This is a genomic window from Micromonospora sp. CNZ295, from assembly GCF_004217535.1.
This window is the reverse complement of record NZ_SHKZ01000001.1, coordinates 3,572,934-3,594,414: the sequence shown is the minus strand read 5'-3', so window position 1 is coordinate 3,594,414 and position 21,481 is coordinate 3,572,934. Positions and strand designations below refer to the sequence as shown.

The 21,481-nt window shown below is 73.1% G+C and carries 21 protein-coding genes and 1 riboswitch; of the genes, 8 read left to right on the top strand and 13 right to left on the bottom strand.

The annotated features are described in order from the left end of the window. The first annotated feature begins 25 nt into the window (after positions 1–25). Positions 26–1,900, top strand: coding sequence for a Xaa-Pro dipeptidyl-peptidase (locus tag EV376_RS16970; protein ID WP_130324401.1), 1,875 nt, complete (start codon positions 26–28; stop codon positions 1,898–1,900). An 82-nt stretch (positions 1,901–1,982) separates the two neighbouring features. Here the strand turns inward: EV376_RS16970 and EV376_RS16965 are convergent, their stop codons facing one another. Together EV376_RS16965 and EV376_RS16960 are read right to left on the bottom strand one after the other, a co-directional pair. Continuing rightward, positions 1,983–2,957 carry a non-homologous end-joining DNA ligase LigD gene (locus EV376_RS16965; protein ID WP_130324399.1) on the bottom strand — a complete coding sequence of 325 codons (975 nt, stop codon included), beginning with the start codon at positions 2,955–2,957 and terminating at the stop codon, positions 1,983–1,985. A gap of 95 nt (positions 2,958–3,052) precedes the next feature. Further along, entirely contained in the window at positions 3,053–3,283 is a 231-nt protein-coding gene (locus EV376_RS16960) for a hypothetical protein (protein ID WP_130328704.1), read from the bottom strand. A gap of 277 nt (positions 3,284–3,560) precedes the next feature. Here EV376_RS16960 and EV376_RS16955 point away from each other — a divergent pair, with 277 nt between their 5' ends. After that, positions 3,561–5,042 (top strand): S8 family serine peptidase, encoded by a 1,482-nt coding sequence (locus EV376_RS16955; protein WP_130324397.1) that lies wholly within the window; start codon positions 3,561–3,563, stop codon positions 5,040–5,042. A 112-nt stretch (positions 5,043–5,154) separates the two neighbouring features. Beyond that, positions 5,155–5,655, top strand: coding sequence for a hemerythrin domain-containing protein (locus EV376_RS16950; RefSeq protein ID WP_130324395.1), 501 nt, complete (start codon positions 5,155–5,157; stop codon positions 5,653–5,655). Between the two features lie 49 nt (positions 5,656–5,704). Here the strand turns inward: EV376_RS16950 and EV376_RS16945 are convergent, their stop codons facing one another. Further along, on the bottom strand, positions 5,705–6,574 hold the full coding sequence (locus tag EV376_RS16945) for a metallophosphoesterase family protein (protein ID WP_130324393.1): 870 nt from the start codon (positions 6,572–6,574) through the stop codon (positions 5,705–5,707). Between the two features lie 145 nt (positions 6,575–6,719). Continuing rightward, a riboswitch (ZMP/ZTP riboswitch) is annotated at positions 6,720–6,811 on the top strand. An 18-nt stretch (positions 6,812–6,829) separates the two neighbouring features. On the opposite strand from EV376_RS16945, the gene EV376_RS16940 reads away from it, so the two are divergent. The 3 genes from EV376_RS16940 (at position 6,830) to EV376_RS16930 (ending at position 11,630) form a co-directional block, all read left to right on the top strand. Further along, positions 6,830–8,266 carry a glycine hydroxymethyltransferase gene (locus EV376_RS16940; RefSeq protein WP_130324391.1) on the top strand — a complete coding sequence of 479 codons (1,437 nt, stop codon included), beginning with the start codon at positions 6,830–6,832 and terminating at the stop codon, positions 8,264–8,266. 149 nt (positions 8,267–8,415) lie between these two features. Then, positions 8,416–9,144 carry a class I SAM-dependent methyltransferase gene (locus EV376_RS16935; protein WP_130328703.1) on the top strand — a complete coding sequence of 243 codons (729 nt, stop codon included), beginning with the start codon at positions 8,416–8,418 and terminating at the stop codon, positions 9,142–9,144. Between the two features lie 212 nt (positions 9,145–9,356). Then, entirely contained in the window at positions 9,357–11,630 is a 2,274-nt protein-coding gene (locus EV376_RS16930) for an excinuclease ABC subunit UvrA (protein ID WP_130324389.1), read from the top strand. Between the two features lie 229 nt (positions 11,631–11,859). Here the strand turns inward: EV376_RS16930 and EV376_RS16925 are convergent, their stop codons facing one another. From EV376_RS16925 to EV376_RS16910, 4 genes are all read right to left on the bottom strand, one after another. Next, the gene (locus tag EV376_RS16925) at positions 11,860–12,105 is read right to left on the bottom strand and encodes a hypothetical protein (protein WP_130324387.1); all 246 of its coding nucleotides are present in this window, start codon (positions 12,103–12,105) and stop codon (positions 11,860–11,862) included. An 83-nt stretch (positions 12,106–12,188) separates the two neighbouring features. Further along, positions 12,189–12,611, bottom strand: coding sequence for a protein-tyrosine phosphatase family protein (locus tag EV376_RS16920; protein ID WP_130328702.1), 423 nt, complete (start codon positions 12,609–12,611; stop codon positions 12,189–12,191). 143 nt (positions 12,612–12,754) lie between these two features. Beyond that, the gene (locus EV376_RS16915; RefSeq protein ID WP_130324385.1) at positions 12,755–13,345 is read right to left on the bottom strand and encodes a hypothetical protein; all 591 of its coding nucleotides are present in this window, start codon (positions 13,343–13,345) and stop codon (positions 12,755–12,757) included. Between the two features lie 567 nt (positions 13,346–13,912). Then, positions 13,913–14,713, bottom strand: a complete 801-nt coding sequence (locus EV376_RS16910) for a DedA family protein (protein WP_130324383.1) — start codon at positions 14,711–14,713, stop codon at positions 13,913–13,915. A gap of 96 nt (positions 14,714–14,809) precedes the next feature. Here EV376_RS16910 and EV376_RS16905 point away from each other — a divergent pair, with 96 nt between their 5' ends. Beyond that, positions 14,810–15,502 (top strand): carbon-nitrogen hydrolase family protein, encoded by a 693-nt coding sequence (locus EV376_RS16905; protein ID WP_207228184.1) that lies wholly within the window; start codon positions 14,810–14,812, stop codon positions 15,500–15,502. Between the two features lie 38 nt (positions 15,503–15,540). On the opposite strand, the gene EV376_RS16900 is transcribed toward EV376_RS16905, so the two are convergent. From EV376_RS16900 to EV376_RS16880, 5 genes are all read right to left on the bottom strand, one after another. Then, positions 15,541–16,998 (bottom strand): serine/threonine-protein kinase, encoded by a 1,458-nt coding sequence (locus EV376_RS16900; protein ID WP_130324379.1) that lies wholly within the window; start codon positions 16,996–16,998, stop codon positions 15,541–15,543. A gap of 115 nt (positions 16,999–17,113) precedes the next feature. Next, positions 17,114–17,317 carry a hypothetical protein gene (locus tag EV376_RS16895; protein WP_130324377.1) on the bottom strand — a complete coding sequence of 68 codons (204 nt, stop codon included), beginning with the start codon at positions 17,315–17,317 and terminating at the stop codon, positions 17,114–17,116. A 2-nt stretch (positions 17,318–17,319) separates the two neighbouring features. Next, positions 17,320–18,366, bottom strand: a complete 1,047-nt coding sequence (locus EV376_RS16890) for a LacI family DNA-binding transcriptional regulator (RefSeq protein WP_130324375.1) — start codon at positions 18,364–18,366, stop codon at positions 17,320–17,322. A gap of 98 nt (positions 18,367–18,464) precedes the next feature. Continuing rightward, positions 18,465–19,352, bottom strand: a complete 888-nt coding sequence (locus tag EV376_RS16885) for a Scr1 family TA system antitoxin-like transcriptional regulator (protein ID WP_130324373.1) — start codon at positions 19,350–19,352, stop codon at positions 18,465–18,467. Between the two features lie 111 nt (positions 19,353–19,463). Further along, a complete protein-coding gene (locus EV376_RS16880; RefSeq protein WP_130324371.1) occupies positions 19,464–19,703 on the bottom strand; it encodes a DUF397 domain-containing protein in 240 nt (79 codons plus the stop codon). 182 nt (positions 19,704–19,885) lie between these two features. On the opposite strand from EV376_RS16880, the gene EV376_RS16875 reads away from it, so the two are divergent. Beyond that, the gene (locus EV376_RS16875) at positions 19,886–20,536 is read left to right on the top strand and encodes a GGDEF domain-containing protein (protein ID WP_130324369.1); all 651 of its coding nucleotides are present in this window, start codon (positions 19,886–19,888) and stop codon (positions 20,534–20,536) included. A gap of 424 nt (positions 20,537–20,960) precedes the next feature. On the opposite strand, the gene EV376_RS16865 is transcribed toward EV376_RS16875, so the two are convergent. Continuing rightward, the gene (locus EV376_RS16865; RefSeq protein WP_130324367.1) at positions 20,961–21,443 is read right to left on the bottom strand and encodes a type II toxin-antitoxin system PemK/MazF family toxin; all 483 of its coding nucleotides are present in this window, start codon (positions 21,441–21,443) and stop codon (positions 20,961–20,963) included. Positions 21,444–21,481 lie beyond the last annotated feature (38 nt).

Here is a 21,481-nt window from a genome sequence, read left to right as displayed (position 1 = left end):
ACCTGCCCAGTCACCGGAGGTATCCATGCGCCGACGGCGTCGCCGTACCCTTCTCGCCGCCGCCCTGATCACCACGTCGGTCCTGACCGTGCCCGCGGCACCGGCCGGCGCCGAGCCGGCAGCGTCGCCCGGCATCGTCGTCAGCGACGGGATCACCCAACCGGTGTTCTCGTTCGCGGACGCGATCGAGGAACGGGTCTGGGTCGAGACGACCCTCGACACCGACCACGACGGCGTGTTCGACCGGGTCGTCGCCGACATCTCCCGGCCCCGCGAAACCGCCACGGAGGGCTTCAAGGTCCCGGTCATCTTCGAGCACAGCCCGTACCGCAAGGGCACCTGGAACGACGTGCCGTACCCGAGCGTGCTGGTCGACGAGCTACCGCAGAACGGGCTCACCAAGCAGTCGCGGGCACAGTCCCAGTCGATCGGGATCCAGCGGGCCGAGGCCAACCTGCCCGGCGCCCTCGACGACTACTACGTTCCGCGGGGATACGCCGTGGTGCTCGGGCAGAGCATCGGCACCGGGGACTCCGACGGCTGTCCGACCACCGGGGACATGGCGGAGACGCTGGGCACGAAGGCGATCATCGACTGGCTGGCCGGCCGGGCGAGGGCGTTCGACGCCGCCGGCGAACCGGTCACCGCCGACTGGACCACCGGATCGGTGGGGATGACCGGGGTGTCGTACAACGGGACGCTGCCGAACCAGGTGGCCACGACCGGCGTCGAGAACCTCAAGACGATCGTCCCGGTGGCCGCGATCAGCAACTGGTACGACTACTACCGGGCCAACGGGCTGGTCGTCGCGCCCGGCGGTTTCCAGGGCGAGGACGCCGACATCCTGGCGCGGTACACCGCGGGCCGGGCGCGTGCCGAGGGCCGGTGCGTCGACGAGATCGCGCAGATCACGGCGGATCAGGATCGGGTCAGCGGTGACTACAACGGGTTCTGGCGGGCCCGCGACTACCTTCCGGCCGCCCGGAACGTCACCGCCAGCGTCTTCGTCGTGCACGGGCTCAACGACTGGAACGTCAAGACGGAGCACTTCGCCGGCTGGTGGGACCGGCTCGCCGCGGCCCAGGTGCCACGCAAGATCTGGCTGCACCAGGGCGGTCACGGGGGGCCGGGCAACACCGCGACGGTGACCCTGCCGAGTGGACGCGCCTGGACCTACAAGCAGACCGAGAACCGCTGGTTCGACCACTGGCTGTGGGGGGTGCAGAACGGCATCATGGACGAGCCGACGGCGGTCGTCCAGCGCGAGGACCGGTCCTACACCACGTACCCCAACTGGCCGGACCCCGGCGCCCGGGACGTGCCACTGCGCCTGGCCGCCGACAGCGCGACCGGGCCCGGCAGCCTGCTCAGCACCGGCGCCGCTGATCGGCGCGCCGAGCAGTCCTTCGTGGACGCGGGACGCACGATCGCCCCGCGCACGCTGGTGGCCGACCCCGACTCGGCCGGCGAGAACCGGCTCGTCTACCGCTCCCCGGTACTGACCCGGGACGTACGCATGTCCGGGCGGCCCGAGATGCGGCTGCGGATGTCCATCGACAACCGCGCCGACGCGAACCTCACGGTCTACCTGGTCGACTACGGCGCGCCCGGCTCGACCGCCCAGCCGGTCGTGGTGACCAGGGGCTGGATGGATCCGCAGAACCGGACGGGCCGGTCGCACACCGTCGCCGTCAAGCCGGGCGTCAGGTACGACTACCGCTGGACGCTGGAGCCGAAGGACTACGTCTTCCCGGCGGGGCACCGCATCGGGGTGGTCGTCTTCTCGAGCGACCAGGAATACACCCTGCTGCCGCTCGACGGGACCCGGCTCACCGTCCAACCCGGCGCCAGCCGCCTCACCGTGCCGGTCGTCGGCGGCCGGGCCGCACTCGGCTTCTGACGTGGGCCGCCGGTCCGGGCGCCCGTCGCCCGGGCCGGCGGTGGCCGGTCGAACCAGGTGCCGGGCCGTGCCGCCCGGGCGGTCACCGCTCCGGCGGAGCCTCCAGGCCCTCGCGGTCGGCCAGCTCCAGCAGCGGCTCCAGCGAGAACGCCCGCTCGTCCAGCCCGGCGTGCGGGTCACCGCGCTCGGCGAAGCGGGCCGGCATCGTGGTGACGTCGAAGTCCTCCGGCCGGACGTCGTCCAGCTCGGACCAGTCCAGCGGCGCCGACACCAGCGCCGCCGGTGTCGGCCGGATCGAGTACGCGGACGTCACCGTGTGGTCGCGGGCCATCTGGTTGTAGTCCACGAAGACCGGCCGGTCCCGCTGTTCCCGCCACCACGTGGTGGTCACCAGGTCCGGGCGGCGGCGCTGCATCTCCCGGCCCAGCGCCAGGACGGCCCGGCGGCAGTCACCGAAGCTCCACCGCGGCTCGATGGTGAGATAGACGTGCAGGCCCCGGCCGCCGGTCGTCTTCGGGTAGCCGACCAGGCCCAGCTCGTCGAGGAACGCACGGACCTCGTGCGCCACCGGCACCACCTGGTCGAACCCGACGCCGGGCAGCGGATCCAGGTCGATGCGCAGCTGGTCGGGCCGCTCCACGTCACCCTTGGACACCGGCCACGGGTGGAAGCGCAGGGTGCCGAGGTTCACCGCCCAGATCACCACGGCCAGCTCGCTCGGCGCGACCTCGTCGGCGGTGCGCCCGCTCGGGAAGGTGATGTGGGCGGTCCGCACCCAGTCGGGCGCCCCCGCCGGCAGCCGCTTCTGGTAGAACGCGTCGCCCCGGTTGTCCTGCCGGGTGGCGATCTTCGCGCCCTCGAAGACGCCGCGCGGCCAGCGCTCCAGCATCGTCGGCCGGTCCCGCAGGGCGCGCAGGATGCCGTCGCCGACCGCCAGGAAATAGCGCACCACGTCGAGCTTGGTCAGCCCCCGCTCGGGAAAGTACGGCTTGTCCGGGCTGGAGACCCGAACGACGCGCGGGCCGACCCGGATCTCCTCCGCCGCCGTCGTCGCCACGCCTCACACCGTAGCCGCACGCTGCCCGCCGGGCAGGAACACGCCGCCGGCCGGGCGGCTGCGGTGAGCGGTCCGGCCGGCGGCGTCGCCTCCCGTCAGCGGCCTTCCTGCTGCAGACGCGCCATCAGCATCTGCTTGCCCTGGTCGCCCGCCTTGCGGTTGTTCTCCTGGATCTTCCGGAACCAGGAGGCGAGTTCGGTGTCCCCGCGCGCCTCCGCGTCGGAGATGTACGTCTCCATCCGGTAGACGTTCTTCAGGGACATCTGCACCGCGTGGATGAGGTCGTAGTTCTTGTCCTTGAGGGCGCTCTTCTGCTCCATGGTCATGGTCGCCACGGCGTACCTCCCCTGTGCGTGTTCAGGTCGAGCCAGCGCTTACCCGTCGGCGGGCGGTTCACGCGCGGCGGCGCCGACGCCGGGCGGTGACCCGCCGAGGCGGGTGCGGGACGCGCCACGTCTGACGCCCTTGTCCGCCGCGAGGAGGGTGTGTGTAACGCCACATCCGCCCCGGGCGCTGAGTGCGATGACGGGCACCTGCCCGTTACCAACCGGTCGCTCCCCACCAGGGGGCGCACCGGCCGCACAACAGCCCCTGGGAGTCTGTGTGAAGAAACTCCGTCGCAAGACACTGGCCGCCGCGTCGGCCGTGGCGCTCGGTGTCGGCCTGGCCGTCGCCGGTGGCACGGTGCCGGCCGCGTCGGCCGCCGGGCCGGACACCACGTACCTGGTGCTGGCCCCGCAGGGCGCCACGACCAGCAAGGCGGCGGCCCGCGTGGCCGCCGCCGAGGGCACCGTGGTGGCCAGGTACGACCAGATCGGTGTCCTGGTCGTCCGCTCCACCAACCCGGAGTTCGCCACCGACGTGGCGGGCGCCGGGGTCGACTCGGTCGCGTCGACGGCCGGCCTCGGCACCGCTCTCGACGAGGGCGAGACCGTCGAGGTCGACGCCGCCGCCGTCGCCGCTGCCGCCGGTGACCCCACCGGCGAGCCGCTCTACGGCCTGCAGTGGGACATGCCGATGATCGACGTGCCGGAGGCGCACGCCGTCACCACCGGCAGCGCCGACGTCGTGGTGGGTGTGCTGGACAGCGGCATCTCCAGCAGCCACCCCGACCTGGCCAGCCAGATCGCCAAGGACAAGAGCGCGTCCTGCCTCGGCGGTGTGGCCGACACCAGCGAGGTGTCCTGGAACCCGACCACCTCCGACCACGGCACGCACGTGGCCGGGACGATCGCCGCCGCGATCAACGGCGTCGGCGTCACCGGCGTCGCGCCGGGCGTCAGGGTGGCCGCCGTCAAGGTCGTCAACAACGACGGCTACATCTTCCCGGAGGCAGCGGTCTGCGGGTTCATGTGGGCGGCCGAGCACGGCATGCAGGTGACCAACAACAGCTACTACATCGACCCCTGGGAGATGAACTGCCGCAACGACGAGCGGCAGCGCCCGGTCTGGAAGGCGGTGCAGCGGGCCCTCCGCTACTCGCAGTCCAAGGGCGTGCTGCACGTGGCGTCGGCGGGCAACTCCAACTACGACCTGGCACACAAGAACGTCGACGCGGGCAGCCCGAACGACGGCAGCGCCCCGGTCGAGAACCGCGAGGTCAACAGCGCCTGCCTCGTCCTGCCGGGCGAGGCGCCGGGCGTGGTGACCGTCTCGGCGGTCGGCCCGACCGGGGAGAAGAGCTACTACTCCTCGTACGGCCTGGGAGTGGTGGACGTGACGGCGCCGGGCGGTGACGCCCGGTTCCGGAGCGGTGGGTCGACCTCGAACGCGGCGGACGCCATCCTGTCCACCACGTTCAACACCGCCACCCGCACCAACGGGTGGGGCTACAAGCAGGGCACCTCGATGTCCGGGCCGCACGCGGCCGGCGTCGCGGCCCTGGCCGCCTCGGCGCACCCGGGCATCAGCCCCGGCGCGCTGGCCGCCCTGCTCGAGCGGGCCGCGGTGGCGCAGCCCTGCCCGACGGGGGTCTACAACCCCACGCCGGCGCTGGGCGACACCTACGAGGCGACCTGCTCCGGCGGGAAGCGCAACTCGTTCTACGGCGCTGGCATGGTCAACGCCCACAACGTGGTGCGGTAACAGCGGCGACACCAGTGGTGGGGCCCCGCGGTGACCGCCGGGCCCCACCCGTTTCTCCCGCCGGCTCCCGGGTACGGAGGGAGGCCTCACCCCGAGCCGAGGAGGTCAGCCGGTGTCCACCGATGCCATCGTCCTGCTGAAAGAGGACCACAAGGAGATGCGCCGCCTGTTCAAGGAGTTCCAGGCCAGCGAGGACGCGCCGGCGAGCAGGCGCGAGAAGCTGGTCAAGCAGATCCTCGAGGCGCTGACCGTGCACACCTACCTCGAGAACGAGGTCATGTACCCGGAGGTCCGCGAGCGCCTGCCGGAGCTGGAGGACCACATCCTGGAGTCGTACGAGGAACACCACGTCGCCGACGTGCTCTGCTTCGAGCTGTTCACGATGGAGCCGGACGACGAGCACTACAACGCCAAGACGACGGTGCTGATCGAGAACGTGCTGCACCACGTCGAGGAGGAGGAGCAGGAGTGGTTCCCCAAGGTGCGCGAGAAGATGGGCCGTAAGGAACTGCAGGAGATGGGCCAGAAGATGATCGACATGCGGCCGAAGGCGCCCCGCTCGCCGGCCGCGCCGAAGGCGCTCAAGAAGTCGCTGGACGCGATGCGCGCGTAGGCCCGAACGCCACCCCGGGGTCCGGCCGCCGGCCGGGCCCCGACGCGTGTCACCAGGCCGTCGGCGGCACGCCGTCCGGCGCCGGCAGGATCCGCCGCAGCTGTCCCGGGGGTACGCTGCGCCGCCGCCACTCCCGCGGGTAGCCCACCGACACCTCCTCGAACCGCACCCCGTCGTACCAGGTGGTGCGGGGGATGTGCAGGTGGCCGTAGACCACGGCGACGGCGTCGAAGCGGCGGTGCCAGTCGGCGGTGGCCTCGGTGCCGCACCACTGGGCGAAGATCGGGTAACGCAGGACGCGGGTCGGCTCGCGCACCAGTGGCCAGTGGTTGACCAGCACGGTCGGCAGCGCCGGGTCGCGCTCGGCCAGCCGCCGGGCGGTCTCGGCGACCCGCGCCGCGCACCACGCCGAGCGGCTCTCGTACGGGTGGGGGTGCAGCAGGTACTCGTCGGTGCAGACGATCCCGGTCCGGTACGCCTCGGCCAGTGCCGCCTCCGGCGTGTCGAAGCCGTCCGGCCGCCAGCTGTGGTCGTACAGCAGGAACAGCGGCGCCACGGTGACCGGACCGCCGGGCCCCTCCCACACCGGGTACGGGTCCTCCGGGGTGACCACGCCGAGCTCGCGGCACAGCTCGACCAGGTGCGCGTACCGCGCCACACCCCGCAGGGTCACCGGGTCGGCGCGCGGGGTCCACAGCTCGTGGTTGCCGGGTGACCAGACGACCTTGGCGAACCGGCCGGCCAGCAGCCGCAGCGCCCACTCGACCTGGGCGACGGTGTCTCCCACGTCGCCGGCGACGAGCAGCCAGTCCGCCGGCGACTCCGGAACCAGGCCGTCGACCACCGCCCGGTTGTCGGCGTGCCGGACATGCAGATCGCTGATGGCGAGCAACTTCCCCGTGCCATCGCCCCCCGCCATAACCCGAGATCCTAGCCGCCACCCCCCTCCCCCGCCGATCTTGTTTCCCGCCCCGCCATAAGGGGCGTTCGAGGCAGAGCGAGGGACACAAGTGCAAGACCGCGCGGGGACTGTCACCGCTACGGGAGCGTGTCCGGGTAGGATCCCCTCGGGCCGTGACTGGCGCGGATAGGGATGGAGAACCATCGGGGAGCGGCCCCGTCACGAGGACGCATGCCGAGCGCCTGGGCCTTCCGCACGTCATCAGGAGGTCGCATGTCGCTGAACGCCGAGTCCACCGCCTACCGCAGCGCACTCGAGGTGATCGGCGCCGTCGAGCCGCGCATAGCCGACGCGATCCGCGCCGAGCTGACCGACCAGCGCGAGTCGCTCAAGCTCATCGCCAGCGAGAACTACGCCTCCCCGGCCACCCTGCTGGCCATGGGCAACTGGTTCAGCGACAAGTACGCCGAGGGCACCATCGGCCGCCGCTTCTACGCCGGCTGCCAGAACGTCGACACGGTCGAGGCACTCGCCGCCGAGCACGCCCGGGAGCTGTTCGGGGCGCCCCACGCGTACGTGCAGCCGCACTCCGGCATCGACGCCAACCTGGTCGCGTTCTGGGCGATCCTCGCCGACCGGGTCGAGTCACCGGCGCTGAAGCGCGCCCAGGCGCGGCACGTCAACGACCTCACCGAGGCCGACTGGTTCGCGCTCCGCCGGGAGCTGGGCAACCAGCGGATGCTGGGCATGTCGCTGGACGCCGGTGGCCACCTCACCCACGGTTTCCGGCCGAACATCTCCGGCAAGATGTTCGACCAGCGCAGCTACGGCACCGACCCGGAGACCGGGCTGGTCGACTACGACAAGCTCGCCGAGACCGCCCGCGAGTTCAAGCCGCTGATCCTGGTCGCGGGCTACTCCGCGTACCCCAGGAAGGTGAACTTCCGGATCATGCGCGAGATCGCCGACTCCGTCGGCGCCACCTTCATGGTCGACATGGCGCACTTCGCCGGCCTGGTCGCCGGCAAGGTCTTCACCGGCGACTTCGACCCGGTCCCGCACGCGCACATCGTCACCACCACCACCCACAAGTCGCTGCGCGGCCCGCGCGGCGGCCTGGTCCTCTGCGGTCCGGAACTGGCCGAGCAGGTCGACCGGGGCTGCCCGATGGTGCTCGGCGGCCCGCTGCCGCACGTGATGGCCGCCAAGGCGGTCGCGCTCGCCGAGGCCCGCCGGCCGGACTTCGCCGACTACGCCCAGCGCGTCGTCGCGAACGCGCAGGCGCTCGCCGCCGGGCTGCTGCGCCGCGGCGCGAAGCTGGTCACCGGCGGCACCGACAACCACCTCGTGCTCATCGACGTCACCGGGTACGGCCTCACCGGCCGGCAGGCCGAGCAGGCGCTGCTCGACTCGGGCATCGTCACCAACCGCAACTCGGTGCCGCAGGACCCGAACGGCGCCTGGTACACCTCCGGCATCCGGGTCGGCACGCCGGCGCTGACCACCCGGGGCCTCGGCACCGCCGAGATGGACGGCGCCGCCGAGCTGATCCACACCGTGCTGAGCCAGACCACGCCGGGCGCGAACGCCGACGGCACCCCGTCCAAGGCGAAGTACGTGCTGGACCCGTCGACCGCCGAACGGGTCGGCAAGCAGGCCGGCGAGCTGCTCGCCGGGTTCCCGCTCTACCCTGCCGTCGACCTGGGCTGACCAACACCGTGCGACGGCCGGGCGGCATCCGCCCGGCCGTCAACGTGTCGGGGGCTACGTCACAAGGTGTTGCCCGCCGGTTCACCGTGCGACTAGAACCTCAACAACGATCGCCCGGACCTCCCGGCGACGGTGGCGAGGTGATGGACGTGGCGCTGGTCTCCTTCGACGACGCCGAGGCGGCGGCCTTCGCCGCCACCCGGGAGCTGCCCCCGGCCAGCCTGGACCGCTGGCGGCACGCCGTCCAACAGCACCTGCGGCCCCGGGCCGACACCACGCTGCTCGACCTCGGCAGCGGCACCGGCGCCTGGGCGAGGGCCTTCACCGGTTGGTTCGGCATCCGGGTGGTGGGCGTGGAGCCCGCGCCGGCGATGCGCGCGTACGCCACGCACCGGCCGCTGCTGGCCGGGGAGGCCGGCGCCCTGCCGCTGGGGGACTCCAGCGTGGACGCCGCCTGGCTGTCGACGATGCTGCACCACATCCCCGACCTCGACGCGGCCGCCCGCGAGCTGCGCAGGGTGCTGCGGCCCGGCGCGCCGGTGCTGATCCGCTCCCCGTTCCCCGGCCGGCACCAGCGGATCAACCTCTTCCACTTCTTCCCGGAGGCCGTCCAGGTCCTCGAGGGCTACCCGCACCTGGCCCGCGTCCGCTCGGTGTTCGCCGCGGCCGGGTTCCCGGTCAGCAGCGTGGAGGCGGTGGCGCAGACCACCGCCGCCTCCCTCGCCGACTTCGCGCGACGCCTGGACCGGCGGGCACACACCCCGCTGCGGCTGATCAGCGACGCCGCGTACGAGGCCGGCGTGGCCCGGCTTCGCGCCGCCGCGTCGCACACCTCCGGCCCGGTGGTCGACCACCTGGACCTGCTCGTGCTGCGTTGACCCGGGCCCCTGCCGTCGGGACCGGGCCCCTCTCCGTCGCCGCGCTGGCTTGCCCGCCGTTTGAGACCTCCTCGCCCCTCCTGGCACGGCGAGCACGCGACCGTTCGACGAAGTTTCAACGGGCGGTTCAATGAGACGATTGAATGCGGCCAGGCCGATCGACGCACGCCGGGCGGGGTTCCGCCCTGCCCATGACCACGTGAAGGGTCCGCATGCAGCAGCCAGACCGCTCCGCCGCCGACGGTCACGACATGATCGAGGTCCGCGGGGCGCGGGAGAACAACCTCGCCGCCGTCTCGGTCGACATCCCCAAGCGCCGGCTGACCGTCTTCACCGGGGTCTCCGGCTCCGGAAAGTCGTCGCTCGTCTTCGGCACGATCGCCGCCGAGTCGCAGCGGCTGATCAACGAGACCTACAGCACGTTCCTGCAGTCGTTCATGCCGAGCCGGTCCCGGCCGGACGTCGACTCCCTGCGTAACCTCACGCCGGCCATCGTCGTCGACCAGGAACGGATGGGCGTCAACTCCCGCTCCACCGTCGGCACCGCCACCGACGCGTACGCGATGCTGCGCATCGTCTTCAGCCGGCTCGGCCAGCCGTACGTCGGCGCGGCCGGGGCGTTCAGCTTCAACCTGGCCGAGGGCATGTGCCCCACCTGTGAAGGGCTCGGGCGGGTCTCCGACCTCGACGTCAACGAGCTGGTCGACGTGGAGAAGTCGCTCAACGACGGCGCCATCAAGGTGCCGAACTTCGCCGTCGGCACGTGGTACTGGCAGACCATCGTCGGCTCGGGTCTCTTCGACCCCGACCTGAAACTCCAGGACTACTCCCCGCAGCAGTGGGAGGACTTCCTCCACAAGCCCGCCACGAAGATCAGGATGGGCAGCAACAACTGGACGTACGAGGGCCTGATCGTCAAGGTGCGCCGGACCTTCCTCGCCAAGGACCGGGAGGCGATGCAGCCGCACATCCGGGCCTTCGTCGACCGGGCCGTCACGTTCACCACCTGCGCCGACTGCGACGGCACCCGGCTGAACGCCGCCGCGCTCTCGTCCCGCATCGCCGGGCGCACCATCGCCGACTGCGCGGCCATGCAGATCAGCGACCTCGCCGAGTTCGCCCGCGGCCTCGACGACCCGGCGGTCGCGCCACTCGTGGCCAACCTGCGTGACCTGCTCGACTCCCTCGTCGAGATCGGGCTGGGCTACCTGAGCCTGGACCGCGCGTCCGCCACCCTCTCCGGGGGCGAGGCGCAGCGGGTCAAGATGGTCCGGCATCTCGGCTCCCCGCTCTCCGACGTCACGTACGTCTTCGACGAGCCCACCATCGGCCTGCACCCGCACGACATCGCCCGGATGAACGACCTGCTGCTGCGCCTGCGCGACAAGGGCAACACCGTCCTGGTCGTCGAGCACAAGCCGGAGACCATCGCGATCGCCGACCACGTCGTCGACCTCGGCCCCGGCGCCGGCACCGCCGGCGGCCGGATCTGCTACACCGGGGACGTCGCCGGCCTGCGCCGCTCCGACACCCTCACCGGCCGCCACCTCGACCACCGGGCCCGGCTACGCCCGCAGGTACGCCGGCCCACCGGGCACCTGCCGATCCGCGACGCCGACCTGCACAACCTGCGGAACGTGAGCGTCGACGTCCCGCTCGGGGTGCTGACCGTCGTCACCGGAGTCGCCGGGTCCGGCAAGAGCTCGCTCATCCACGGCTCCCTGCGCCGCCGCGACGGCGTCGTCATCGTCGACCAGTCCCCCATCCGGGGGTCGCGGCGCAGCAACCCCGCCACCTACACCGGCCTGCTCGACCCGATCCGGACCGCCTTCGCGAAGGCCAACGGCGTGAAGGCGGCGCTGTTCAGCGCCAACTCCGAGGGCGCCTGCCCCACCTGCAAGGGCATCGGCCTCGTCTACACCGACCTCGCGATGATGGCCGGCGTCGCATCGGTCTGCGAGCGGTGCGAGGGCCGGCGGTTCACCGACCAGGTACTCACGTACCGGTTGCGCGGGAAGAACATCAGCGAGGTGCTCGCGATGCCGGTCAGCGTGGCGCGGGAGTTCTTCCCCAGCGGGCCGGCGCGCGTCATCCTCGACCGGCTCGCCGAGGTCGGGCTGAGCTACGTCACGCTGGGCCAGCCGCTCACCACCCTCTCCGGCGGCGAACGCCAGCGGCTCAAGCTGGCCATCCAGATGGCCGAGAGGACCAGCACCTACGTCCTCGACGAGCCGACCACCGGCCTGCACCTCGCCGACGTCGACCAGTTGCTCGCCCTGCTGGACCGCCTGGTCGACGGCGGCAACACCGTCATCGTCATCGAACACCACCAGGCGGTGATGGCGCACGCCGACTGGCTGATCGACCTCGGACCGGGCGCCGGCCACGACGGCGGCCAGATCGTCTTCGCCGGCACCCCCGCCGAACTGGTCGACCACGGCGACACGCTGACCGCCCGCCACCTGCGCGAGTACGTCGCCCACTGAGGGCGTCGCCGGCCGCCACCTGTGCGAGTACGTCGCCCACTGACGGCGTCGCCGGCCGCCACCTGTGCGAGTACGTCGCCCACTGACGGCGTCGCCGGCCGCCACCTGTGCGAGTACGTCGCCCACTGAGGGCGTCGCCGGCCGCCACCTGTGCGAGTACGTCGCCCGCTGAGGGCGTGGCCGGCCGCCGGCATCGACGTCGGCGGCCGGCAAGTGACCTGCGGCTGCGTCAGCCGGGTGCCGGTGCGGAGCGCGCCGGCGGCGTCGCCAGCCGGCCGAGCCACCGGCGGAACCTGACCGCCGCCGCGACGGCCGGTGTGAGCAGCCCGACGACGATCAGCAGTACGTCGAGGAAGAGGGTGGCGAGCACGACGAGAATCACCAGCATCGCGACGGCGCGCAGGAACAGGGGGACGCTGGGTGCGGCGGCCCGGTGGACGCCCCGGCGCCGGACGGTGGAGCGGGATGGAACCATGGTGCGGGTACCTGCCTCGAAGGTTCGGCGAGGCGTCCTCCGTACCCCGCCCTGGCAGCGCGGAACCCCCTATGACCAGGCTCTCAGCGGAGCCGGCGCAGCCAGCGGCGCTGCCACGGCGTCTCGACGGCGCGCGGACGATAGCCGGTCCGCACCCAGGTGACCGCCTCCTCGGGCGGAAGGCCGTCGAGGATCGCCAGCGCGGCCAACGCCGTCCCGGTGCGGCCGGTGCCACCCTTGCAGGCCACCTCGACCCGCTCGCCGCCGCGAGCACGGCTCAGCGCCTCCCGCAGGGCGTCGAGCGCGTCGGCCCGGTCGACCGGCACCCAGAAGTCCGGCCAGCGGATCCGCCGGTGCGGCCACGCCGGCACCGGGCCGGGCGCCAGCAACAGGGCGAAGTCGGCGGGCGAGGCCGGGACATCCGCGACGCGCCGTCCGCGTACCGCCACCCCACTCGGCAGCACGACCACGCCTGGCTGCCCGACCCACGTCTCCCGCTCGGCCACCCGCTCATCCTGCACCACTCCGTGGTCCCGGTCCGCGCGCCCGTCCCGCGTCGGTCGGTGGGGACGCCGCTGGCCGGCACCCGGGTTCGGGTGCCGGCCAGCGACTTGTTTCCCCCTGTGAGGAAGGTCTGCGGTTGTGTGGGTCAGTTCCAGTGCTTGGCGACCAGGTCGGCGGCCTGCTGTTCCCACTGGGCGTAGTGGTCCGGGTAGGCCGAGACCTGCACGGTCTGGGCGGCCTTGGTCAGCGGCATGTCCTGCCAGCCGTCGACCTGCTTGAGGCCCTTGAGGAACGCCATGGTCGAGTACTCGGGGTCGGTGATCTGCTCCACCGTGCCCCACCCGCTGGACGGGCGCTGCTGGAACAGGCCCTGCGAGTCATGGTCGTTGCGCTCACCCAGGTGACCCAGGTTCTCCAGCTTCGACTCCTGCAGCGCGGTCGCGATCGCGACCACGGCGGCCCGCTCGTCCATGCCGGACTTCTTCGTCGCCGCGATGATCGCCTTCACATTCGCGGTCTGCTCATCGGACAGGTCGATGCGCGACTGCTTGCCCTGCACACCATGCGGGACCAGCTTGCCCGCATCAGGCTTGTCAGCCCGCACCACAGCGGCAGCGGTGGTGGGGGTGGTTTCGAGGGTCGGGGCGGCGTGCGCGGCGACCGGGCCACCGACCAGACCACCAGCAAACGCCAGACCAGCAATACCCAGAACGCTCTTACGCATGATCGTGTTCATCACGAAGCTCCATTCGGGGGTCGACACCACCAGCCCAAAAGGGGGGACAGGCGTAGGCGGTGCAAGCACCATCCGAGGCGCTCAAAAGACTTGGGGGAAAGACCACCGGCATCCGAGGGCGGGGGGATGGCCCTTCACGGTGCCGGGTCCAGGTGTAACGACCGACCGGCCACCAACATTCCGGCCCCACCAGGCCAGCCGCATCCGGCTGACACCAGAGGCAACCCACACCACCAGGGGCGGGGCTCGGTTGCGGTGCCGCAGCCGGGCGATCGTGCCGTAGCCGGGCGATGACGTAGACGAGTCAGGTCCACAGCCGCCGACCCGCATGCCCCGGGCCCATCAGAACCCGCCCGGCTCACCCGGCCCGCCGGCCCTGCTCGATCGTCCAGTGGATGTAACGACCCCGAGCCCGCGACCATTCCGCCCCCACGATGCCCCCGACCACACCCCCAAACCCGACACCCCGACACAGAACAGGACGTCCGATCCGGACATCCGGCCCAGACAGCACCAGAAGGGGCCCCGACGAACACGCCGCGACCAACGACGAGCCGCCGCGGCCGGTCAGCCGAGGTCAGACCCCCTTGACCAGGTGCTCCGGTAGACCGTCCCGCGCCCGTACGCGTCCGGCACGCTCTCCGGGTGCGGTACCGACGACGGGAACTCGTCCTCGGGCCCGTTGGGCAGGACGCCCCCGGCTGTCCGGGACCGGCGCAGGCGCGTCACGACGAACCAGACGAGACCGACCGCGCAGGCCACAATGACGATCTTCTGGAGGATGCCGGCGTACCCCTCGACCAGGTGCCAGTTGTCGCCGAGCAGGTACCCGGCCAGGATGAACGTGGTGTTCCAGATCAGGCTGCCCAGCGTGGTGTAGACGACGAAGGTCAGTATCGGCATCCGTTCCACCCCGGCCGGGATGGAGATCATGCTGCGGAAGATCGGAATCATGCGCCCGAAGAACACCGCCTTGACGCCGTGCCGGAGGAACCACTCCTCGGTCCGGTCCACGTCGCTCAGCTTCACCAGCGGCAGCCGGGCGGCGATGGCCCGCATCCGCTCCCGACCGAGCGCCGCCCCGATGTAGTACAGCGCGAGCGCACCCAGCAGCGACCCGAGCGTGGTCCAGAAGATCGCGCTGACGACGCTCATCCGCCCCTGCCCGGCGACGAACCCGGCGAGCGGCAGGATCACCTCGCTGGGGATCGGCGGGAACAGGTTCTCCAGGGCGACGGCGAGACCGGCACCGGGCCCGCCGAGCCGCTCCACCAGACCGACGACGTGCCCGACCAGGCCGTCCTGGGGTGGTTCGGCCTTCTCGACGGTGGTGCCGGCGGCGAGCAGGGCGTGCGCGGTTCCAAGCATGGGCTACACGCTACGAAGTGATCCTGGGAGTTGACCATGCGGGCGGCTCCCGCGGGTGGCGCGGGGCTATGCTTCGGCCGTTCGGGAAGGAGCATCGTGCGTGCGCCCCTACGCATCGCCGCCGCCCAGCCGGTCTGCGAGCCGTACGACGTCGCGGTCAACGCGGCCCGGCACGCCGCCGCGGTCCGCGCCGCGGACGCGCGGGTGGTGGTCTTCCCGGAGCTGTCGCTGACCGGCTACCACCTGGACGCGCCGATCCTCGATCCGGCCGATCCGGCGCTGGCCCCGCTGGTCGAGGCGTGCGCGGCGACGGGTGCCCTGGCCCTGGCCGGCGCTCCGGTGGCCGGGGACCACATCGCGACGGTCGCGGTCGACGGCCGGGGCGCGCGGGTGGCGTACCGCAAGATGTGGCTGGGGGGCAGCGAGCCACGACGTTTCTCGCCGGGTGCGGCGCCGAGGGTGCTCGACGTGGACGGCTGGCGGCTGGGCCTGGCGATCTGCCGGGACACCGGTGTCGCGGAGCACGCCCGGCGCACGGTCGGCGACAGCGTCGACGTGTACGCCGCGTCCGTGCTGGAGGACGCCCGGGACGCGACCGTCACCGACGAGCGGGCACTGCGGATCGCCACGGGGCACCGGGTGTACGTCGCAGTCGCCAGTTTCGCCGGTGCGACCGGGGAGGGTTACACCGACGCGGCCGGCCGTTCGGCGATCTGGTCGCCGGGCGGGACGGTGCTCGTCCGGGCCGGGGCCGCGACCGGTGAGCTCGCCCGGGCGGTCCTGCGCTGAGCCGTCGGTCGCGACCGGCCCGGGTGCGGGTCAGCGGGTCAGCCCGCGACGGCTCCGTCGAGGAGGTCGTCGAGGCGCGTCGCGACGGACCGGTCGAGCTTGCCGTCCTCGACCGCGTCGGCGAGGCGTTCGCGCAGCTTCTCGACCCGTTTGGCGCGATCCTTCGGCCGGCGGTTCAGGTCGGCCAGGTCCCGACCGAGTTGTTCGGCGGTCTTGCGGTCGACGTCGCCGGTGGCGGCGGCGAGGGCGAGCACGGCGGCGAACTCGGCGGCCAGGTCCCGCAGGGCGACCTGGGCGGGGCGGCTGGTGGCGGGGGCGGCCGTGGTGGGGCGGGGCGCCGCCGGGGTGGACGGTGTCTCGACGGGCACCACCGGGCCGGCCGGGCCGGCGTTGGGTGATCGGGTCCCCGGGTCGCCGAGGGTCAGGATGGTGATCGTGCCGAGGAGCACGGCGAGACCGACGGCGACGAGGGCGGTGACGGGCCGTCGCCGGGCGCGTGGCGGGGGCGGTGGCAGGGCACGCCGGTCCGCCCCGGGGCGGTGGTCGACCAGGGTCGGGTGAGCAGGCGCCGCCGGCGCCGGGCGGGACGGCAGGACCGCGGTCGGCGGGGCGCCCGCCGGCCCGGAACCGGACGGCAGGACCGCGGTCGGCGGGTTGGCCGGGCGGACCGCGCGGAGGTGGGCGGCGAGCTGCGCGGCGGTGGGGCGGCGGGCCGGGTCGGCGGCGAGGCAGGCCAGGATGAGGCGCGCGACGTCGGCCGGCAGGCCGGGAACGTCCGGCGGTGGCACCGGTACGGCCCGGGCGTGCACGCTGACCGCGTCCTGCCAGTTGTCCACGGGTAGCGGGCCCCGGCCGGTGATGGTGCGGTAGAGCAGCGCGCCGAGGGCGTACACGTCGCTGGCCGGGTTCGGCGGGCCGGGTCGCATCCGCTCCGGGGCGAAGTAGGCGGGAGTGCCCAGCAACAGGTCGCCGGTCTGCCCGGCCAGCGGGTGGTCGGGGCCGGCCGGCGCGGCGATGCCGAAGTCGAGCACCTTGGCGCCGGTGGCGGTGAGCATGACGTTGCCGGGCTTGACGTCGCGGTGCACCACGCCGATGTGGTGGGCGGCGGCGAGCGCCCCGGCGACCTGGCCGGCCATCCGGACGGCGTCGGGCCAGAGCAGCGGGCCGGCGGCGAGCCGGTCGGCGAGGTTGCGCCCCTCGACCAGCTCCATCACCAGGTACGGCACGACCACGCCCCCGGGCAGGGTCGCCTCGCCGTAGTCGTACACCTGGGTCACGTGCGGGTGGTTGAGCCGGGCGGCGGCGCGGGCCTCGCGCTGGATGGTGGCCCGTAGTTGCGGATCGGCCGCCAGGTCCGCGACGAGCGCCTTCACCGCGACCGCCCGGTGCAGCACCTGGTCGTCGGCGCGCCACACTTCGGACATCCCGCCGCGGCCGATGGGCTCGCGCAGGACGTACCGGTCGTGCAGCCGGAGGCTGGTCGTGAACGCGGACATCAGCTCCAGTCTGCCTGGCCGACCAAGCGTGTCACCACCCGGTGACGCATGGCGGTCAGGCGGGTGACCGGTCCGTACCCCGGATCACCGAATGTCCCTCGGCCCGCCGGCGGGATCAGCCGCAGCGGGCCGGAGCGGGCGCGGTGGCCGGCTGGATGCGGTCGGCGAGCCGGCGCAGGGCGGTGGCGGCGACGCGCCGGGTGGGTGCGAGCCTGGGGTCGCGTCGGCGCTCGGGCTGGACGGGCGCGTCGGGTCGGGCGGAGGTGACGTGCCGGGTCACGGCGTCGACGGCGAGGAAGAATCCGGCGGGCTGTTCCATGGTCAACTCCCAACGGGTCGGGTGGAGGATCGGACGACGAGCGCGGTGGGCAGCAGCACCTGCCGGGCTGCGGGGTCGGCGGGGGGATCGAGGAGGAGCCGGGCGGCGATCCGCCCCTTCTCCTCGGCGGGCTGGCGCACGGTCGTGAGGCCGGCGGCGGCCGCCTCGGCGACGTCGTCGAAGCCGGTGACCGACACCGGCGGTCCGTCGGCGAGGGCGTCCAGCGCGCCGAGGGCGAGCACGTCCGAGCAGGCCAGCACCGCCGTGGGCGGCCGGTCGGCGGCGCGCAGGGGGGCGACGGCGGCCGCGCCGGCCGCGCGGCTGTTGTCGGTCGCGTTGAGCACGGTCAGCTCCGGCCAGGCGACGCCCACCTCGGCGAACGCGTCGGCGAAGCCGGCGAGCCGGCCCCGGGTCGCGGTGTGCGGGACCTCGTCGACGCGGGCGAGCCGCAGCTCCCCGCTGGGCACGCCGGGCAGCACCGAGTCGCCGAGCAGGGCCACCCGCCGGTGGCCGAGGGCGGCCACGTGCCGGGCGATCTCCCGGGCGGCCGCGTGCTCGTCGATGCCGACGTAGCGCTCGTCGGGACCGGCGTCGGGGCGGGGCGCGGTGGTGACGTACGGCAGGCCGCGGGCCCGGATGGCGTCGAGCGCCCAGCTCTCGTGGCCGGCGCAGTAGACGCAGAAGCCGTCCACGGCGGCGTTCTCGATGGCGCGTCGGGCGTCGGCCGCGTCACCCGACAGCGGCACCAGCAGCAGGCTGGTCCCGTGCCCCTCGGCGGCACCGGCGACGCCGGCCAGAAAGCGGACGGCGAACGGGTCGGTGAAGGCGTAGGAGAGCCGGGAGGTGAACAGCACCCCGATCGCGCCCACGTACCCGCGCCGGAGCGAGCGGGCGGTCGGGTCGGGGCCCGGATAGCCCATCTCGCGGGCGGTGGCCAGGATTCGCTCCCGGAGTGCAGTGGAGAGCTGGTCCGGCCGGCCGTACGCGTTGGACACCGTGCTGCGGGACACTCCCACCGCATCGGCCACGGCCTGCAGGGTCGGCTTCACGGGACATCCTCTGGATCGATTCAGTCTGGATCGATCCAGAGCCTATCCACACGGGGCTCACCCGTCAATGCGAAAGAGTGGGCGGGTGCGGCCGCCCGTCACTGCGCGGGCAGGTCGTCCAGGATGCGGGCGAGCAGCTCGGGGGTGCGTTCCGGCGGCTCCGCCTCCACGCAGAGCCGCTCCATCGCCAACGCGTAGTGCTCCAGGTCCTCGCGCTTGTCGAGGTAGATCGCGCTGGTGAGCTGCTCGATGTAGACGATGTCGGGCAGGTCCGCGTCGCCGAAGCGCAGGATGGAGAACGCGCCGCCGGCGGCGGCGTGCCCGCCGGCCGCGAACGGCATCACCTGCAGCCGCACGTTCGGCGTCTTCGTGGCCTCGATCAACGCCGCCAACTGTTCGCGCATCACCCGCGGGCCGCCGATCGGCCGGCGCAGCGCCGCCTCGTCGACGACGGCCCACAGCTGGGGCGGGTCCTCCCGGTGCAGCAGCCGCTGCCGCTGCATGCGCAGGGCCACGCGGCGCTCGATCTCCGCCGGCGCCGCCCGGCCGTGGCCGAGGAGCACGACGGCCCGCGCGTACTCCCGGGTCTGCAGCAGGCCGGGCACGAACTGGACCTCGTACGTGCGGATCATCGCGGCCGCCGCCTCCAGCCCCAGGTACGCCTGGAACCACGACGGCAGCACGTCGCCGTACCGGTGCCACCAGCCGGGGCTGTTCGCGTCCCGGGCGAGCTTGAGCAGCACCTCCCGCTCCTGCTCGTCGGTGACCCCGTAGAGGGTGAGCAGGTCGGCGACGTCGCGCTCCTTGAAGCCGACGCGGCCCAGCTCCATCCGGCTGATCTTCGACTCGGAGGCGCGGATCTCCCAGCCGGCGCCCTCGCGGGTCACCCCGCGGGACTCACGCAGCCGGCGCAGCTGCGCGCCGAGCATCATGCGCAGGACGGTCGGGCCGGTCGCCGGACCGCTCTCGGCCGGAATCGTCGCCACCGCCGCCCCTCCGCAGGCCCGACCTCGCCGGCCGGGCAGCTACCCGACCGACGTGTAAGCATGCCATGAACGGTCAGTGAGGGGAATCGTTCTGGACGGCGGGGCGGCGGATCAGCCGATCAGGTGGTCGAAGTCGCCGTCCCGGGCACCGAGCACGAAGGCCGCGATCTCGTCCACCGTGTAGATGAGCGCCGGACCGTCGGGGTGCCGGGAGTTACGGACCGCGATGCCCGCACCGCCAGGGAGTTCGGCCAGCTCGACGCAGTTGCCGCTGGGGTTGCTGCGGCGGCTCTTCTGCCATCGCAGCGGCGGCAGGTGGTGGATGGGAACGCCGTTGGGTGGCGGCTGCATGCGCGTCCTTCGCTTTCTGCACGTGCATCTGCTATTGCATCTGCATCGGACAGCGAGCATGATAGCGGACATGAGCGGTGTCGAGCCGCTCACTGTGTGTCACCTGAACCTGGGCCGCGACCAGGGGAAATACGGGGTCGGTGACCGCCGGCGGTGCCGGGGGCGTCGGGACGGGAGGGCTCGTGCCGGATCCGCTGACGATCGCGTCCGGCATCTGCGCCGCAGGCGCCCTGGCCACGTCCTGGCAGCTGCACCGCCGGGCGGTGCGCGCCGAAGCGGAGATCGCCGTCCTCCACGCCGAGCTCGCCGCCGAACGCCACGCGGCCAGCCACGACCCGCTCACCGGCCTGCCCAACCGACGCGCCTTCCAGCGGCTCGCCGCCGCGCTGCTCACCAGGGCCGACGGGCGACCGCTGATCGCCGTGGTCCTCGACCTCGACGGCTTCAAACAGATCAACGACCGGTACGGGCACGCCGCCGGCGACCAGGTGCTGATCAGCGTCGCCCAGCGGCTCGCCGCCTTCGCCGGCGACGACCCGGTGACGCGGCTCGGCGGCGACGAGTTCGCCGGGCTGCTCTCCACGCCCGGCGCCGACCGGCGCTGGCTCGAGCACGCCAGTCACCGGCTGCGCGACGTCGTCTCCGCGCCGATCCCCCTGCGCGGGGTGAGCCTGCGGGTGACGGCCTCGATCGGGCTGGCGCCGGTCACCTGCCCGAGCCAGCTCACCGAAGCGTTGGACCGGGCCGACGCGGCGATGTACCGGGCGAAGAGCATCGGGTCGGCCCACCCGCGCCGGGAACTGCTCGACAGCGCGGGTGCGGGCGACCGCTGAGCAAGGGTCAGACGAGCGTACGCAGGAGGTGTCCCCGCGCCCGGCCCGGGGTATGTCGGCGGGATCGCCCGACCGCCGCCGGGAGGAAGCCGCCGTGACGACCGTCCGCGCCCTGGTCCTGAACTCGGGTTCACCTGCCCGGCCGCCGGGGCGACGTACTGGGTCGGCGAGGCGCTGCACAAGGTCGACTACATCGACGCCCGGCCGAAGCCGGACACCACCGGCCGCACGACCAAGGCGCTCGCCCTCAACAGCGCGCACCTGGCCCGGCTGCTGGCCGAGCGGCCGTATCCGCCGCCGGACACCACCGGCGCCGCCGTCGGCCCCAGCCGCGAGCCGGCCTGACCCCGCCGCCGGCGCGGGGGCGTGCGATCTCGCCCGTCGACACCGACGCCGTGCGGCGCGGCGACCGGCAGTCGGGCGGTCAGCGCCAGCCGTAGCCGGCGCGCAGCGCCCGGGCCACCCGGTCGAACCGCTCCCGGTCCAGCACCGCGCCCTCGCGGCGGATGCTGTCCTCCCGCATGGTCAGCACCCGGTCCAGCCGGAGCCAGCTCGGCCGGCTGTCCCGGTCCCAGCCGCCCGGCCCCAGGGCGAGCCAGTGCCGCTGTCCGTCCCGGTCCGCCTGGCTGGACAGCATCAGCCCGTACAGGGTGCGGCTGTGCCGGCCCACCACCAGCACCGGCCGGTCCTTGCCCTGCCGCGGGTCGTCCTCGTACGGCACCCAGGTCCAGACGATCTCCCCGGGGTCGGCGTGCCCGTCGAGCTCCGGCGCGTACGAGAGCTGACGACGCTGCAGCGCGGCGACCTGGCGCGGTCGCGCGACCCGGGCCGGCGCGGGGCCAGGACGCCGCGGGGTCGGGATGGCGGCGCCGAGTCGCGCGGCCACGTTCCTCAGAAGACCTGCCACGGCCGGCAGCCTAACGTTCGACCGGGACGGCACCACCG

Coding starts and splice junctions, on each gene's coding strand:
- EV376_RS16970 (WP_130324401.1), top strand. CDS start 26: ATGCGCCGACGGCGTCGCCGTACCCTTCTCGCCGCCGCCCTGATCACC.
- EV376_RS16960 (WP_130328704.1), bottom strand. CDS start 3,283: ATGACCATGGAGCAGAAGAGCGCCCTCAAGGACAAGAACTACGACCTC.
- EV376_RS16945 (WP_130324393.1), bottom strand. CDS start 6,574: ATGGCGGGGGGCGATGGCACGGGGAAGTTGCTCGCCATCAGCGATCTG.
- EV376_RS16940 (WP_130324391.1), top strand. CDS start 6,830: ATGTCGCTGAACGCCGAGTCCACCGCCTACCGCAGCGCACTCGAGGTG.
- EV376_RS16930 (WP_130324389.1), top strand. CDS start 9,357: ATGCAGCAGCCAGACCGCTCCGCCGCCGACGGTCACGACATGATCGAG.
- EV376_RS16925 (WP_130324387.1), bottom strand. CDS start 12,105: ATGGTTCCATCCCGCTCCACCGTCCGGCGCCGGGGCGTCCACCGGGCC.
- EV376_RS16915 (WP_130324385.1), bottom strand. CDS start 13,345: ATGAACACGATCATGCGTAAGAGCGTTCTGGGTATTGCTGGTCTGGCG.
- EV376_RS16910 (WP_130324383.1), bottom strand. CDS start 14,713: ATGCTTGGAACCGCGCACGCCCTGCTCGCCGCCGGCACCACCGTCGAG.
- EV376_RS16900 (WP_130324379.1), bottom strand. CDS start 16,998: ATGTCCGCGTTCACGACCAGCCTCCGGCTGCACGACCGGTACGTCCTG.
- EV376_RS16895 (WP_130324377.1), bottom strand. CDS start 17,317: ATGGAACAGCCCGCCGGATTCTTCCTCGCCGTCGACGCCGTGACCCGG.
- EV376_RS16880 (WP_130324371.1), bottom strand. CDS start 19,703: ATGCAGCCGCCACCCAACGGCGTTCCCATCCACCACCTGCCGCCGCTG.